The 15,725-nt window shown below is 52.2% G+C and carries 15 protein-coding genes and 1 riboswitch; of the genes, 8 read left to right on the forward strand and 7 right to left on the reverse strand.

Annotation, left to right across the window (positions count from 1 at the left end; genetic code table 11):
- Window positions 1–30 precede the first annotated feature (30 nt).
- The 3 genes from F0320_RS14290 to yegQ all read left to right on the forward strand — a co-directional run bounded on the left by F0320_RS14290 (window position 31) and on the right by yegQ (window position 3,509).
- Window positions 31–1,260, forward strand: coding sequence for a pentapeptide repeat-containing protein (locus F0320_RS14290; RefSeq protein ID WP_126330724.1), 1,230 nt, complete (start codon window positions 31–33; stop codon window positions 1,258–1,260).
- A complete protein-coding gene (locus F0320_RS14295; RefSeq protein ID WP_126330726.1) occupies window positions 1,257–1,952 on the forward strand; it encodes a nucleotidyltransferase domain-containing protein in 696 nt (231 codons plus the stop codon). Before F0320_RS14290 ends, F0320_RS14295 begins: the two co-directional genes overlap by 4 nt.
- A gap of 195 nt (window positions 1,953–2,147) precedes the next feature.
- On the forward strand, window positions 2,148–3,509 hold the full coding sequence (gene yegQ, locus F0320_RS14300; protein ID WP_023312421.1) for a tRNA 5-hydroxyuridine modification protein YegQ: 1,362 nt from the start codon (window positions 2,148–2,150) through the stop codon (window positions 3,507–3,509).
- A 132-nt stretch (window positions 3,510–3,641) separates the two neighbouring features.
- Here the strand turns inward: yegQ and F0320_RS14305 are convergent, their stop codons facing one another.
- The gene (locus tag F0320_RS14305; RefSeq protein WP_126330728.1) at window positions 3,642–4,172 is read right to left on the reverse strand and encodes a DUF523 domain-containing protein; all 531 of its coding nucleotides are present in this window, start codon (window positions 4,170–4,172) and stop codon (window positions 3,642–3,644) included.
- Between the two features lie 141 nt (window positions 4,173–4,313).
- Between F0320_RS14305 and yegS the strand changes: the two genes are divergently transcribed.
- Entirely contained in the window at window positions 4,314–5,213 is a 900-nt protein-coding gene (gene yegS / locus F0320_RS14310) for a lipid kinase YegS (protein ID WP_126330730.1), read from the forward strand.
- A 56-nt stretch (window positions 5,214–5,269) separates the two neighbouring features.
- Here the strand turns inward: yegS and fbaB are convergent, their stop codons facing one another.
- Window positions 5,270–6,322 (reverse strand): class I fructose-bisphosphate aldolase, encoded by a 1,053-nt coding sequence (gene fbaB, locus F0320_RS14315; protein ID WP_023312424.1) that lies wholly within the window; start codon window positions 6,320–6,322, stop codon window positions 5,270–5,272.
- A 250-nt stretch (window positions 6,323–6,572) separates the two neighbouring features.
- On the opposite strand from fbaB, the gene F0320_RS14320 reads away from it, so the two are divergent.
- From F0320_RS14320 to F0320_RS14330, 3 genes are read left to right on the forward strand one after another with little or no spacing between them, the layout of a single operon-like run.
- Window positions 6,573–7,850: a nucleoside permease gene (locus F0320_RS14320; RefSeq protein WP_033145997.1), complete on the forward strand. Its 1,278-nt coding sequence runs from the start codon at window positions 6,573–6,575 to the stop codon at window positions 7,848–7,850.
- Window positions 7,847–8,851, forward strand: a complete 1,005-nt coding sequence (locus F0320_RS14325; protein WP_126330732.1) for an ADP-ribosylglycohydrolase family protein — start codon at window positions 7,847–7,849, stop codon at window positions 8,849–8,851. Before F0320_RS14320 ends, F0320_RS14325 begins: the two co-directional genes overlap by 4 nt.
- Entirely contained in the window at window positions 8,848–9,801 is a 954-nt protein-coding gene (locus tag F0320_RS14330) for a PfkB family carbohydrate kinase (RefSeq protein ID WP_126330734.1), read from the forward strand. Before F0320_RS14325 ends, F0320_RS14330 begins: the two co-directional genes overlap by 4 nt.
- On the opposite strand, the gene F0320_RS14335 is transcribed toward F0320_RS14330, so the two are convergent.
- From F0320_RS14335 to thiM, 3 genes are read right to left on the reverse strand one after another with little or no spacing between them, the layout of a single operon-like run.
- A complete protein-coding gene (locus F0320_RS14335) occupies window positions 9,775–10,521 on the reverse strand; it encodes a GntR family transcriptional regulator (RefSeq protein ID WP_023312428.1) in 747 nt (248 codons plus the stop codon). The two genes, F0320_RS14330 and F0320_RS14335, sit on opposite strands and share 27 nt — an antisense overlap.
- Window positions 10,522–10,563: 42 nt before the next feature.
- Entirely contained in the window at window positions 10,564–11,364 is an 801-nt protein-coding gene (gene thiD / locus F0320_RS14340) for a bifunctional hydroxymethylpyrimidine kinase/phosphomethylpyrimidine kinase (protein ID WP_126330736.1), read from the reverse strand.
- Window positions 11,361–12,131 carry a hydroxyethylthiazole kinase gene (gene thiM / locus F0320_RS14345; RefSeq protein WP_126330738.1) on the reverse strand — a complete coding sequence of 257 codons (771 nt, stop codon included), beginning with the start codon at window positions 12,129–12,131 and terminating at the stop codon, window positions 11,361–11,363. Before thiM ends, thiD begins: the two co-directional genes overlap by 4 nt.
- A 35-nt stretch (window positions 12,132–12,166) precedes the next feature.
- A riboswitch (TPP riboswitch) is annotated at window positions 12,167–12,263 on the reverse strand.
- 391 nt (window positions 12,264–12,654) lie between these two features.
- Between thiM and F0320_RS14350 the strand changes: the two genes are divergently transcribed.
- Entirely contained in the window at window positions 12,655–13,326 is a 672-nt protein-coding gene (locus F0320_RS14350; protein WP_149323820.1) for an EAL domain-containing protein, read from the forward strand.
- Between the two features lie 354 nt (window positions 13,327–13,680).
- Here the strand turns inward: F0320_RS14350 and F0320_RS14355 are convergent, their stop codons facing one another.
- Together F0320_RS14355 and F0320_RS14360 are read right to left on the reverse strand one after the other, a co-directional pair.
- A complete protein-coding gene (locus F0320_RS14355; protein ID WP_149323821.1) occupies window positions 13,681–14,739 on the reverse strand; it encodes a major capsid protein in 1,059 nt (352 codons plus the stop codon).
- 24 nt (window positions 14,740–14,763) lie between these two features.
- Entirely contained in the window at window positions 14,764–15,102 is a 339-nt protein-coding gene (locus tag F0320_RS14360; protein ID WP_228553234.1) for a hypothetical protein, read from the reverse strand.
- Between the last annotated feature and the right edge of the window lie 623 nt (window positions 15,103–15,725).

Genomic DNA, 15,725 nt, shown 5'->3' on the forward strand with positions numbered 1-15,725 from the left:
AACCATATGTAATAATATGCTGGGGTTTTGATGCAACGTACACCACAATTTAAAAAATTCCTCAAAACAGCAAGGAAACACAGGAAAGAAAATTTTTGGGATGTTTGTTATGATATATCAGCCCCTACCTTTACAAACTCAATTATAAGTGATTATTTTGGCATGCGCTCAACGCAGCATACGGTTTCCGAACAGAATATATCAATTGAAAAGGAGGATATTAAAAGTAATAAAACCTCACCTGATAAAAATCTTCTAGTGAATAAAGTAGATTTCGATAAATGTGATTTCTCAGGCAATAATGGCGGAAAAAAAATAACATTCCAAGATTGCAAATTCCATGAATGCTATTTTTCATTTAGTGAGTTCAACGACACCTCTTTCAAAAATTGTAAGTTTGAGTCATGTTCATTTTCGCAATCTAAATTTTTCAGATGCGTCTTCGACTCCAGATGCATTTTCTATAGAATCTCTTTGAGTGGCGGTACGACTTCATTTGAAAACACTGAAATCAATGCTACTAAATTCTTTAAGGATGTATATAAACCATATATTGAAAAAAAAGAATTATATGCGAGCAAAAATAAGAAAGAACATATCGAGGAATACTTACTTTCAAAAAGCATAGTGAAATTATCACGGAAAATTCTGGCATCGAATCAATCTTGCGCAAATGATGAATTGTACTATGACTCAGTTAAAAACCTATATCTACAAAAATTAAATGAGAAGCAACACTATAATACAAATTCACTTATGGAGTCGATGGAAAATATTCAAAGCAAGAAAAAATACTCTAAATCAAGAAAAAACAAAGAGACAAAATATATAACCAAAGAATTTTTAAAAGTAATGGCTTTTTACCTAAAAAACTTAGCGCTGCCTTTAGAAAAAAAGATCACTCAACTATTCGGATTTATAAATGGATGGGGTGGAAGTCTACAGCGCATGTTTTTCATAGGGTTATGCATACTTTTTGTTTATTCAATAATTTATTCTATAATGGATTTAGGATATGTTACTTATAAATCTAGTGACGGTATTACTGAAAAGATTCATGTTGAAGGATACTATTACATTATGTCTTCTATAATTAAAAGCTTTGATATTACTTTCCTTGCCGGGTATACTAAACACATATCTAATACTGATGGGCTATTTAAACAATTTACCATATTAAGCAACATGCTTATGGGACTTTTTTGGTATGCTGTAGCGATTCCGTCATTGATTAACAAAATAAGCATTAATAGACTATGAAAAAAATTATTGATAACATTCCCTTAGATTGTTTAGTGGTTATTGGCTCTCATGCCAGAGGGGATGACGACCGCCATTCAGACGTGGACTTACTTGGGATTGTAAAGAATAGTCAACCCGAAATGATTAATGTAAAAAAAATTAATCTTGCAATCTATTCCGAGCATGACATGTCTCAGATGATGCAATCAGGAAATCTATTTGCATTGCACATTGTAAATGAAGGAATACCTTTAACAAATGAATTGTTATTTAAAAAGCTTTGCACTTGTTTCACATATAAGGATTCTTACGCACGAGATAAAAAAGTTTCTTACTTAATGGGGTCTATGATTTTAGGGCATCGCGAATCTATCACAAACTGGGCAGTTGTGAATAAAAGAATTGCTTGGTGCGTAAGAACTTATATTCTTTCTTTGATGGCTGAAAAAAGAACCCCCATGTTTTCAAAAAATGAAATTGCTTTTTTTGGCTCTCACGCACATAAAGAATTATCTTACGCAGATCTTTTAGAGTTAATTAATGCAAAACAAGTTAATGGTTATTCAGAAAATATCTTTAACACTTTTATCCGTTTTATGAATTCAATTATATATTGCCAACCCTCTGTAGCGGAAACCAATATAATATTTAATGAAGAAAGTATATTGCAACATACTTTCGATAGGATGCAATCAAACCATTATCGTTAATGGTATTATTACTTCTATTAATTATATTACTATATTTAGAAAATAACATATTAAAGGTTTTGTAACTTACGATTTTTTTCAACTTTACCTCCCTGTCCCGCAGCGCTACAATGCCCGCCCTTAAAGTGGGGGATCTCCCCTTACCGCTGCACCTGGTGCACGCGGATCTGACCTGTCATCAGAACGAGAACAAACATGTTTAAACCGGAACTCCTTTCCCCGGCGGGAACGCTGCAAAATATGCGTTACGCTTTCGCCTATGGTGCCGACGCCGTTTATGCGGGCCAGCCGCGCTACTCGCTGCGCGTGCGCAACAACGAATTCAACCACGAGAACCTGCAGCTCGGCATCAACGAAGCGCATGCCCTGGGCAAAAAATTCTACGTGGTCGTGAACATCGCGCCGCACAACGCCAAGCTGAAAACGTTCATTCGCGATCTGAAGCCCGTTGTGGATATGGGGCCGGACGCGCTGATCATGTCGGACCCGGGTTTAATCATGCTGGTTCGGGAGAACTTCCCGGAGATGGATATTCACCTCTCCGTACAGGCTAACGCCGTCAACTGGGCGACGGTGAAGTTCTGGAAGCAGATGGGGTTGACCCGCGTCATCCTGTCCCGCGAGCTTTCGCTGGAAGAGATTGAAGAGATCCGCACCCAGGTGCCGGATATGGAAATCGAAATCTTCGTTCACGGCGCGCTGTGCATGGCCTACTCCGGCCGCTGCCTTCTCTCCGGCTATATCAACAAGCGCGACCCGAACCAGGGCACCTGCACCAACGCCTGCCGCTGGGAATATAACGTCCAGGAAGGCAAAGAGGATGACGTCGGTAATATCGTGCACAAGCACGAGCCTATTCCGGTGACCAACGTTGAGCCTACGCTGGGCATCGGTGCGCCAACCGACAGCGTGTTTATGATTGAAGAAGCCAAACGTCCGGGCGAGTACATGACCGCCTTTGAAGACGAGCACGGCACCTACATCATGAACTCGAAAGATCTGCGCGCCATCGCCCACGTTGAGCGTCTGACACAGATGGGCGTGCACTCTCTTAAAATCGAAGGCCGCACCAAATCCTATTACTACTGCGCGCGCACAGCGCAGGTGTACCGCAAAGCCATCGACGATGCGGCGGCCGGTAAACCGTTCGATACCAGCCTGCTGGAAACTCTGGAAGGCCTGGCGCACCGCGGCTATACCGAAGGATTCCTGCGTCGTCATACTCACGATGACTACCAGAACTACGAGCACGGCTACTCCGTTTCCGAGCGCCAGCAGTTTGTCGGCGACTTCACCGGCGAGCGCAAAGGCGCGCTGGCGGCCGTGGCGGTGAAAAACAAATTCACCAAAGGCGACAGCCTGGAGCTGATGACCCCGCAGGGCAACATGAACTTCACGCTGGAACATCTGGAAAACGGCAAAGGCGAGGCGATTGACGTGGCGCCGGGCGACGGGCATACCGTCTGGCTGCCGGTTCCGGAAGAGGTGGAGCTGAAGTTTGCGCTGCTGATGCGTAACTTCAACGGTGAAAGCACCCGAAACCCACACGGCAAATAGTTAATCAGGGAAATTTTTTCGCGCTGGGATAATTCTTAGAATCGGATCACATACCGCTTCGTTCAATACGGGTATTATCCCCCCGCTGAAAAACATAACCCATAAATGCTAGCTGTACCAGGAACCACCTCCTTAGCCTGCGTAATCTCCCTTACGCGGGCTTATTTTTTTGCCTTCTCTCTCCTCAACCCAGGCAATCAGTTCGTCGATTTGCCCCTCAGAGAAGACGGCTATCCCATGCTCTGCGAGCAACGATGCAGCAACACCCCTCCCCGCTTTATGGATCCCGCGAAACGATCCGTCAAAAATAAACTGACTGCCGCACGTTGGGCTGCCATCGGTTAAAAGCGCTGCGCTACACCCCGACTCCTGAGCAGCGTGTAGCGCGAGCCAGGCTGCAAGCTGATACTGCTCAGTCACGTCCTGCCCTGTATTTTCCCTAATTCTGGCTTGCCCGCGCATTACGTCTTTGCCATCAGCGGACATAATCTCTGCCGGAGGACGAGGTACAGGCAGCCCGGCCGCAAGTTCAGGGCAGTGGATAACCAGACGCTGTTCCTGCTGCCAGCGAATGAGCTGCTCGTTCATTCGCGCTTTTTCACTTCCGTTATAACGAACCTTAAAGCCCATCAGGCACGCGCTTACCAAAATTTTATTCATCATCACTTTCTTGTGATTACATTACTATCATCGCTGGAGTGTAACGCGCTTTCGGGCATATTTTGTTCCTTTCATCCTGTTCTTACCCGCTTTTTTCCTCTCTGCTATACACTCTTACTAACGCTAAAAAAGGGAGCAGCGCGGATGGCAACCTATCCAGACAGTTTATTGATTCTCAATGGCAAAAGTGCGGGCAACGATCTGCTGCGTCAGGCCATCATAGGTTTGCGTGACGATGGCGCGCGCATTCACGTTCGGGTGACGTGGGAAAAAGGCGACGCGGCACGCTATATCAATGAAGCTCTCGGGCTTGGCGTCAGCACAATCATTTCCGGCGGCGGCGATGGTACCATCAATGAGATCGCCTCTGCGCTTATCAACCTGCCCATAGCAGACCGGCCGGTGATGGGCATTTTACCGCTCGGCACCGCCAATGATTTTGCCTCCAGCGCCGGGATCCCGGAAGAGCTGGAGAAGGCGCTTCAGCTGGCGATCCTCGGCAAGGCCACCGCTGTGGATATCGCACAGGTGAATGATAAAACCTGCTTTATCAATATGGCGACCGGCGGGTTTGGCACGCGCATCACCAGCGAAACGCCGGAAAAGCTGAAGGCGGCGCTGGGCGGCGTGTCGTACCTGATCCACGGCCTGATGCGCATGGACACCCTCAAGCCTGACCGATGCGAAATTCGCGGCGAGGATTTTCAGTGGCAGGGTGACGCGCTGGTAATTGGGATTGGCAACGGACGTCAGGCGGGCGGTGGACAGCAGCTCTGCCCGGAGGCGCTGATTAATGACGGACAGCTTCAGCTGCGTATTTTCACGGGCGACGGCCTGCTGCCCGCGCTGTTTACCACGCTGACGCAGCCGGAAGAGAGTCCAAATATCATCGCCGGGAAATCGGCGTGGTTTGAAGTGAATGCTCCCCACGGGATGACCTTTAACCTCGACGGAGAGCCGCTGAGCGGAACGCAGTTCCGCATTGAGGTATTGCCCGGCGCGCTGCAGTGTCGGCTACCGCCGGACTGCGTGCTTTTGCGCTGATGTTTCACACGGTGCGCGATGATGCCCTCTCCCACCGGGAGAGGGATATAGAGCCGTCAGGCAATCGTGACTTTGCTGTCCAGATAGACGTCCTGAACCGCATTGATCAGCTTCACGCCGTCGGCCATCGATTTCTTGAACGCCTTGCGTCCAAGGATCAGCCCCATGCCGCCCGCACGTTTGTTGATCACCGCCGTACGCACCGCGTCTGACAGGTCGGTATCACCGCCCGCCGCGCCGCCGGAGTTGATCAGCCCCGCACGGCCCATGTAGCAGTTCGCCAGCTGGTAGCGCACCAGGTCGATCGGGTTATCGCTGGTCAGCTTGCTGTAAACGCGATCGTCGGTGTAGCCAAAGTTCACCGCTTTGTAGCCGCCGTTATTCTCGGCCATTTTCTGCTTCACGATATCCGCGCCGATGGTCGCCGCCAGGTGGTTCGCCTGCCCGGTCAGGTCGGCAGACACGTGGTAATCCACGCCGTCTTTCTTGAACGCGTTGTTGCGCAGATATGCCCACAGTACGGTGACCATGCCCAGCTCGTGCGCGCGCTCAAACGCCGCGGAGATCTCTTCAATCTGACGGCGCGACTGTTCGGAGCCGAAGTAAATCGTCGCCCCTACCGCCACCGCGCCCATGTTGAACGCCTGCTCGACGCTGGCGTAGAGGGTCTGGTCATATTCGGTTGGATAGCTAAGGGTTTCGTTATGGTTCAGCTTCACAAGGAACGGAATGCGGTGGGCATAGCGACGCGAAACCGAGGCCAGCACGCCGTAGGTAGACGCCACGCAGTTACAGCCCGCTTCAATCGCCAGCTCAACAATGTTCTTCGGATCGAAATAGAGCGGATTCGCCGCAAAAGAGGCGCCCGCAGAGTGCTCAACGCCCTGGTCCACCGGTAGGATAGAGAGATACCCGGTGCCGCCGAGCCGCCCGGTGTTGTAAAGCGTCTGCATATTTCGCAGGACAGCAGGCGGACGGTTGTTATCGATCATCACGCGGTCAACGTAGTCGTGACCAGGCAGATACAGCTGGTCGGCTGGAATGGTCATACAACGATGCTGTAAAAGGCTGTCGGCGTCTTTGCCAAGCAACTGCGCAATATCAGTCATGTGATACTCCCGTAAGTCCGACGTCGTGTCGGTGTGTGTTTATCCAGTCCCATCTTTTATGGGCAGACTAAGCCTGGTACCGACTTAACAGATTTTCCACTCTTTGCTTTTTTTTTCAGCACAATCTGCTGGCTCGATTCGTGTACAACAAAACTGTTACATTGATCAAACAATCGCCACAAAGGTATTTAAAAGGTATTATTGAGTGGTATGTTAAAGGCGTACCCTCTCTGACATGCAGGATTATAAAATGAAAACGAAAGTCCAACTGTCATTCATGATGTTTGTTGAATGGTTTATCTGGGGCGCATGGTTTGTGCCGCTGTGGCTGTGGCTGAGCAAAAGCGGTTTTACCGCCGGGGAAATCGGCTGGTCTTACGCCTGTACCGCCATTGCCGCGATCCTCTCGCCGATTCTGGTCGGCTCGCTGACGGACCGCTTCTTCGCCGCGCAGAAAGTGCTGTCAGTGCTGATGTTCGCCGGCGCGATTCTGATGTACTTCGCCGCGCAGCAAACCCAGTTCAGCACCTTCTTCCCGCTGCTTTTGGTTTACTCCCTGACCTATATGCCGACCATCGCGCTGACCAACAGTATCGCCTTTGCCAACGTGGACGACGTCGAGGCCGATTTCCCGCGTATCCGCGTGATGGGCACTATCGGCTGGATCGCCTCCGGGCTGGCGTGCGGGTTCCTGCCGCAGATGCTGGGCTACAGCGATATTTCCGACACCAATATCCCGCTGCTGATGACGGCAGCCAGCTCCGCCCTGCTCGGCGTCTTTGCCCTGTTCCTGCCAAATACGCCGCCGAAAAGTACCGGCAAGCTGGACTTCAAAGTGATGCTGGGGCTGGACGCGCTGATCCTGCTGCGCGACAGAAACTTTCTGGTGTTCTTCTTCTGCTCGTTCCTGTTCGCCATGCCGCTGGCCTTCTATTACATCTTCGCCAACGGCTACCTCACCGAAGTGGGGATGAAAAACGCCACCGGCTGGATGACGCTCGGCCAGTTCTCCGAAATCTTCTTTATGCTCGCCCTGCCGTTCTTTACCAAACGCTTTGGTATTAAGAAGGTCTTACTGCTGGGTCTGATTACCGCCGCCATCCGCTACGGGTTCTTTGTTTACGGCGGAGCGGAACAATACTTTACCTACGCCCTATTGTTCCTCGGCATTCTGCTGCACGGCGTGAGCTATGACTTCTACTACGTCACCGCGTATATCTACGTGGACAAAAAAGCGCCGGTGCATATGCGTACCGCCGCGCAGGGTCTGATTACGCTGTGCTGTCAGGGCTTTGGCAGCCTGCTGGGTTACCGCCTGGGCGGCGTGATGATGGAAAAAATGTTCGCCTACAAAGAGCCGGTGAATGGGCTGACCTTCAACTGGGCCGGAATGTGGACGTTTGGTGCAATCATGATTGCCGTGATTGCCGTGCTGTTTATGCTGTTTTTCCGCGAATCGGATAAAGAGATCGCCGCCATTGCGGTGGTTGATGGCGATGCCGCGCTGACACAAGGGGAAGTTAAATGAAACAAGAACGTGTTCTCGGTGCCCTTTACGGGCAGGCGTTAGGGGATGCGATGGGCATGCCGTCGGAGCTGTGGCCGAGAAAGCGCGTCAAAGCGCACTTCGGCTGGATCGACCGCTTTTTACCCGGCCCGGCAGAGAATAATGCGGCCTGCTATTTCAAACAGGCAGAGTTCACCGACGATACCTCAATGGCGCTGTGCCTGGCGGACGCGCTCATCGAGTGCGACGGGGAGATTAACGCGGACGTTATCGGCAAGCATATTCTGCGCTGGGCGCTCGATTTCGACGCGTTTAATAAGAACGTGCTCGGCCCGACCTCCAAAATCGCGCTTAATGCGATTCGCGACGGCAAGCCGGTTAGCGAACTGGACAACAACGGCGTAACCAACGGGGCGGCGATGCGCGCCTCCCCGCTGGGCTGCCTGCTTCCGGCTACGCGTCTGGAACACTTTGTTGAGCAGGTGGCGCTGGCCTCCAGCCCGACCCATAAATCGGACCTCGCCATTGCCGGCGCGGTGGTGATTGCCTGGGCGGTTTCGCGCGCCGTCGACGGCGAAAGCTGGCAGAACATCGTCGATGCCCTGCCGGGTATCGCCCGCTATGCGCAGGAGGCGAAAACCACCACCTTCAGCGCGTCGCTGGCGGCACGTATTGAGCTGGCGCTTAAGGCCGTACGGGAAGCCAACGGGGTTGAGTCCGCCAGCGAGCAGGTTTACCAGCTCGTGGGGGCCGGAACCAGCACCATTGAGTCCGTTCCGGCGGCCATTGCGATGGTCGAACTGGCGGGAACCGACCCGAACCGCTGCGCCATTTTATGCGCCAATCTGGGCGGCGACACCGACACCATTGGCGCAATGGCGACGGCCATCTGCGGCGCGCTCCACGGCGTCCAGGCGATTGACCCGGTGCTCAAAGCCGAACTCGACGCCGTCAACCGGCTCGATTTCGGCCACTATTGCGAGAAACTGCTGCACTACCGGGAGCAAAGGGAGGGCGTATGAATTCATTTGCCCAACGTCTCGACACCCTGCACGCCGCGCGCCCGGTGACGGTGCTGGGCGCGGCGGTGATTGACGTCATCGCCGACGCCTACGCCCTGCCCTGGCGCGGGTGCGATATCGAGCTCAAACAACAGAGCGTGAATATCGGCGGCTGCGCGCTGAACATTGCCATCGCCCTGAAACGGCTCGGCATTGCGTCGCAAAACGCCCTGCCCGTCGGTCACGGCGTCTGGGCGGATATTATCCGCAACGCGATGGCGAAGCAGGATCTGCACAGCGCCATCGAGGCCGAAACCGGCGATAACGGCTGGTGCCTGGCGCTGGTGGAGCCAGACGGCGAGCGCACCTTTATGTCCTTTAGCGGCGTGGAGAACCAGTGGCAGCAGCGCTGGCTTGATGTGCTCAACGTCCCGTCGAACAGCCTGGTCTATTTATCCGGCTATCAGCTCGCCTCCTCGTGCGGCGAGCTGCTGACGCGCTGGCTGGAGGGGTTGCAGGACGTGACAGCGTTTATCGATTTCGGCCCCCGCATCGCGGATATTCCCGACGCGCTGATGGCGCGGATTATGGCCTGCAGGCCGATCGTCTCGCTTAATCGTCAGGAAGCGGAGATCGCAGCTGAACGACTGGGTGTCGCGACTGAAAACCTGGGTGTGGAGTGGCAGCATCGCTTCGGCGCCGCGCTGATTGTGCGGCATGATAAAGACGGCGCCGCATGGTATGACGGTGACGCCTCGGGCATTGTTCCGCCGTTCCCGGCCACGGTTGTGGACACCATTGGTGCTGGCGACAGCCACGCGGGCGGAACGCTTGCCGGGCTGGCGGCGGGATGGTCACTGGCAGACGCCGTTCTACTGGGGAATGCCGTGGCGTCCTGGGTAGTCAGCCACCGCGGCGGGGACTGCGCCCCGACTCGCGAGGAATTACTCCTCGCACACAAAGACGTATAGATCGCTACGACAGTAGCTGATGCTGTACTCAATCGGCCGGTGCTGTTGGTCAAGCGCGACCTGCTTGATTACCAGCACCGGTATTTTTTCGTCCATCTTAATGTGCGCCTGAAACTCGCTGTCCGGCATGCGGGCGCTGACCCGTGAACGGGTGCGCTGCGGGAAAATATTCTGACTGCGGAAGTAGTCGTACAGCGAAATGCCAATCGCATCCGGATCGGGAATGAGCCCAACCGGGACCCAGGACTCTTCAATCGACACCGCATCGTCATCCACATAGCGAATGCGCTTGAGCAAAAAGACCTCGCTATCCGGAGGGATCGACAGATGGTTTGCGACCTCTTCCGGGCATTTCACCACCCGCTTGTTGACCCACAGCGTATTAGGTTTTTGGCCGCGCAGCACCACCTGCTGGGAAAAGCCGCGCGCCTCTTTCAGCGAATATTCAAAGATATTGTTGATTTGCGTGCCATAGCCACGGGAGCGCGTCACCACGCCCTCTTCCTCCAGCGCCTGCATCGCCTTTCGCACGGTGATGCGCGACACCCCGGTTAACTGGCTCAGATCGCGCTCGCCGGGCAAAATATTCCCGTGCTCCAGCACCCCGCTGCGCACCGCGTTTTTTACCGTTTCGGCAAATTTCAGGTACAGCGGCGTGTTGTCAGGCGCGGCGATCCGTTCATTCAGTTGAGCGATTAACCGGGTATGCGCTTGTTCCATCTCTGTTTTCTCAGGCGTGGTGTTTCCTGCCAGTATACTGGGTTACCACCATGCATGAAAATGATGAACCGGCCCAATACCGTGACCCACTTCCAGAGTATCGGCTTTTGCCAGCGCCGCCGAGAGCCAGATTTTCGCTTCGCGCACCGTATCGGCCCAGCCGTCATGCCGCGGGCGCAGCGCCGCCAGCGCGGCGGAGAGCGTGCAGCCCGTGCCGTGGGTGTTTTTGGTCTGCACGCGCGGCGCGGTAAAGCGTACTTCGCCGTCGCGGGTAAACAGCCAGTCCGGGCTTTCAGCGTCGTCAAGATGCCCCCCTTTCATCAGCACCGCCCCGCAGCCCATCGCCAGCAGCGCGTATCCCTGCTCCTTCATCTCGCGTTCAGTTTGCGCATGCGATGTGCCCAACAGCGCGGCGGCCTCCGGCAGATTGGGCGTGATAAGCGCCACCTGCGGCAACAGCTTATTGCGCAGCGTCTCGACGGCGGAGGCGGAGAGCAGCGGATCGCCGCTTTTTGCCAGCATGACGGTATCCAGCACCACGTTTTGCACCTGATAGCGCTTAAGCCGCTCCGCCACCGCTTCCACAATGTCCGTCTCGGCCAGCATGCCGATCTTGGTGGTGTCGATGCGCACGTCGCTGAACACTGAATCCAGCTGCGCGGCAACAAAATCCGGCTCGATACGGTAGACCGACTGCACGCCGCGCGTGTTTTGCGCCACCAGCGCGGTAATGACCGAGCAGCCGTACGCGCCAAGGGCCGAGAAGGTTTTGAGATCGGCCTGGATACCCGCGCCGCCGCTGGGATCGGTGCCGGCAATGGTCAGGGCGTTAATCCGTTTCATGGCTGCTCCTCCAGCGTATAGAGCGCATCCAGGAACGCGCTGGCAAAACTGCCTGGCCCGCGTGACTGCGCAACGGCCACCGTTCCGGCTCGCTTCATCCATCCGCAGGCGGCAGTGACGTTATCCATCCGGTCGCCCGGCAGCGAGCAGCTCGCCGCCACAACGGCAGAAAGCGCGCATCCGGTTCCCACTACGCGCGTCATCAACGGATCGCCGCCCGTTACCGTGCGGGTGCGTTGCCCGTCAGTGATGTAATCCACCTCACCGGTGACGACCACAACGGCATTGGTCTGGCGCGCCAGCGCCTGTGCAGCGGGCACCGCGCTGGCTGCGGTATCGGTTGTATCGACACCGCGCCCGCCCGCGCTCATTTCGGCAAGGGCCAGAATCTCTGAGGCATTGCCGCGAATGGCGGCCGGTTTCAGGGCAAGGATTTGATGGCAAAAACGGGTGCGGAACGTAAGGGCACCCGCGGCAACCGGGTCCAGCGTCCAGGGCTTGCCTGCCGCCACCGCGCTTTCTATTGCGCGACGCATCGCCTGGGCGCGCGGCGAGGTCAGCGTACCAACGTTAACCAGCAGCGCATCGGCGATGCTGGCAAACTGTTCAGCCTCTTCGGCCTCAATCACCATCGCGGGTGATGCGCCAAGCGCCAGCAAAACGTTGGCCGTGAAGGTCTGTACGACATCGTTGGTCATACAGTGGGTCAGCGGAGAACGGGTTCGGAAGTGGTGTAAAACGTGTAAATCGAGCAGGTCAGGCTGCATGGGTTCGCTCCTGCCTTGCGTGAAGAAGCGATGACCGGGAAGGCATCTGACTTCCCTACGCTGGCATTATCCAGATCAGGTAATACGGGTATTTCTCAGCCTTCACAAAGAAGGGCACCCCGAGTCAAATAAAACAGAATCAAAAGCTTGCGATTAACGTCCCGTTAATCCCTGTTCTGGATCATGCCAGCGGAAAGCCAAAGACTCAACCATAAAAAATGCTCTGTGTCCCAGTTTGTGTCCCACGTTGTGTCCCACATTCAAACGACAAAAAGGCCGGGTTTCCCCAGCCTCGTTTAGTTGTGATCTTTCGTCGTTTTCGAACCCGTAGATATGAATGTGATGAAAAAGACCTGCTCTTGTTTCTCAACACAAGATTAATCTTAAAAATAAATTGTCATTACATTTCAAAAAGATACATCTATCGTTTTTATCGATCGTTATTTTATTATTGATCGTTATTATTGATCAATAATTTTTAAAGGTGCATTATCAGGCAGTTATCACTCAACTGGAACGTAACATGCACTCTGAATTCATTGCTGAACCCATCATGAACATTGAAGGTAAGCTGTTAGGAGTCGAACTTCTTACGCGGTTTGTCTCAGAGTCCAAACGACCCCTTCACCCAGCGTTTGTCATTTCAGGATGGGATTTCGATCAGAAACGCCTTTTTCTCTACAAACAGTTTGGGGTCATAGCCAGTAAGCAGGACTGGTTCGAGCATCACGGGTTGTTCTGCTCGCTCAATGTTGACTACGATATGGCGACACTCTTAAGGCATGACGGTTTGTTACAGCTAACTGTCAGTTCCATGCCGTTTATCAAACTTGAAATTTCTGAAGAATTTCCTGGTCTTGAGCAAGGGCTTAAAAGCCCGATTCTGAAATCACTATGTCAGGGTGTTAACTCACTGTGGCTGGATGACCTGGGAGCCGGAAATGCAAATGTTGCCAGCCTGCTTGAGGGTTACTTCGAAGTGGCGAAGATTGACCGTCATTTCTTCAATGAGCAAATTGATAAACCCACATTTCCCTTGTTGATAAAAAACATAAAGCGGTACTGCGAGAAGATAGTGGTGGAAGGCGTAGAGAGCAGACAATATCTCGACCTTCTACAGGAGGTTGGTATTTGGGGAGTTCAAGGATACCTTTTCAAATCAGTCCCGTTTCACAAGGTTAAAAAATTGCTATAAAAAAGCCGGGATTAACCCGGCTCTTATGTTTTCAGTTTTCGTTGTCGCTGTAGGTTGAGGTAATGCTTGATAGCCCCCTCAAGCCCAAGTCGCTCGACCTTATCGAGAAATGAAGAGCGCGGAATATCTCCTAGTGCCCTGCATAGCCCACTGACATTAATCAGGTCGTTATACTCTAGAGTCTTGACATGTGAAACCACCAAAGGCAGCCCACCAACACCTGAAATTGTAATTCTCATTCTTGTGTATCTCCTCTGGAGATTTGCCGGAGGCAACCCCGCTAACGGGTATCTTTCCCCTCTTCATCTATAAATGCGGCGGGGAGCAAATCGCTCCCCGAAAACAGCCGTTTGGTTATGCCTCAGCAGTATTCACCGTTAGACGGGTAATCATTGACTGGTTATAGCAAATCGGCAGCAGACCGTACTCGGATTGGACAGTGGTATTGTGCAGGTGGTCCTCCCACGAATACTGGAAGAATTGACTCTCAGCTTCCTCTGCCGCTAGACGCGCATCTCGTGATGCTGGCCCGTGGTAAATTTCGAAGGGTTGCAGGTCGCTGCCAACGAGATTGTTTGCACCGAATACCGGAACCATGAAGGCCTCTCCAGCCGGAATGAATTCACGATACAGCAGACCAGTATTAACAAAGGTCAACCCGTCAATTGTCATCGCCTGGAATGCTGGCAGACTTTCCTTAACACTACCGTTAAACAGATTGCTATCTGGCAGCACACCATGATTGATCAGGGTCAGCATAGACGGATGGAACTTGATCGCCTTGTATGCTTCTGGAGAGCACAGAACAACCACACCACGCATTGAACTTAGCCAACCACCAAGAGCAAAACGCATGTTATTTGCAGCGGTATCCAGATCCTCTAACGGACCATCACCTGCTTTGGTAGCGTCTACGGTAGCTGTTGCTACGGTCTGACCGAATTCATTTTCAAAATCCAAAATGGGGCGATCTTGAGTATACGGTGATAAAACCTGTCCGGCGAATAATGCACGAGCGAGATATTCCTCTTTTGTGGCTCGGAATTTCAGATACTGGCGAATACCCTCATCAGAAATTAGTTCATCACGTAGTGTCTGACGCTGAGTCGCGATACGGCGGCGTGACTGGAAGTCAGCAGCGCTCACCGTTCCAACAGTTACAAAATGTGGAATTTCAATCAGGCGGTTTTTTCCAAGTGGGCGTTCTGTCGAATCAACTTCTGTCGAATATCGGTTAACGCTAGAAGAAACGGCCTGCATATTTTCATGAAGCTCGTCGATCTCCAGCTTAGGTAGTGGAGAAGTTTTATCTTTGAAGATATCCAGCGCCTGAAGCAGGAAATTATCCCCAAACTTCTCTTTATACGCACCAGTGAAATATTTGACTTTGAAGCCAGAGGTAGAAATTGTCATATTTTGATGTCCTTATCGTTATTATTATTCAGAAACAGAAACACGATTCAGGCCAGAGGCCTCAATTTGAGCGATAGCATTCGCAACGGCGGTTGCATCGGTGCCAATCAATCCGGCTCGATTCAGTACGCAACCACGGTCAACCACAATCACAGGGACATTAGAGCCTGCCTTGTGGCTATCAAGAGCGATTAGCAGATCGCTACCGCTGGCGTATGCCTCACCTGTGGAGGTGAGCAATGTTCCGGGAACCGCATCCACCGCTAGTGTGGCAAAGGTTTTGGTCTTGTGTGAAAAGACGGGATCATCACGGTAAATTACGACATCCCGGAATGAACGTTCTTCAGAAGATACAATCATCATTAACTCCATAGATTTTTATATTGTTTGTACATCCGACATATTCGTCAGACGGCAGGCAAGAAAAACGCCAGTTAAGGCGCTTAAACTTATGCTTGGTTTTTGTCAGAAAAAAGCCGAAGCGAGAGTGATCTCGCCCGGAGGTAGGAGAAATAACGATGATGTTATTATTTTCTGACAGTAGGAATGAGGGAGTACAGCAGCGGGAGACCTCATATCTTCGCTGCCGCACTCAATGCCAGTTTTCGTCTGGCAAGACGGCCTTCCGAGGATGAAAGGCTTGGCAAATCCCCGATCCAAGGTCGGAGAAAATTCTTCTACATCCGTTTACGGGTTAGCAACATACGTTGCTAATCGTTCTACGATGCTTTTCTGATACAGCCAGCGGCAATGGCCTAACCTTACCGTGAGAGGGTGCGGATATTGGCTGTATGAGAAAAGGCGCTCTGGGAAAAGCGCACTTTGATTCCTAAGGAGAAGGGAAAAACATTTGGCTGTTGTAATTCACCTTGTATATTATTTTAACACGAATGATTATCATTTGCAACAGCAAAAACAATAACATGACGCAGCAAATTGGCCCACACGAGAGAGGGCCGTTAAATGCGTCATTTTTGACGGAACGA

This window comes from Enterobacter dykesii (genome assembly GCF_008364625.2).
Lineage (GTDB): Bacteria > Pseudomonadota > Gammaproteobacteria > Enterobacterales > Enterobacteriaceae > Enterobacter > Enterobacter dykesii.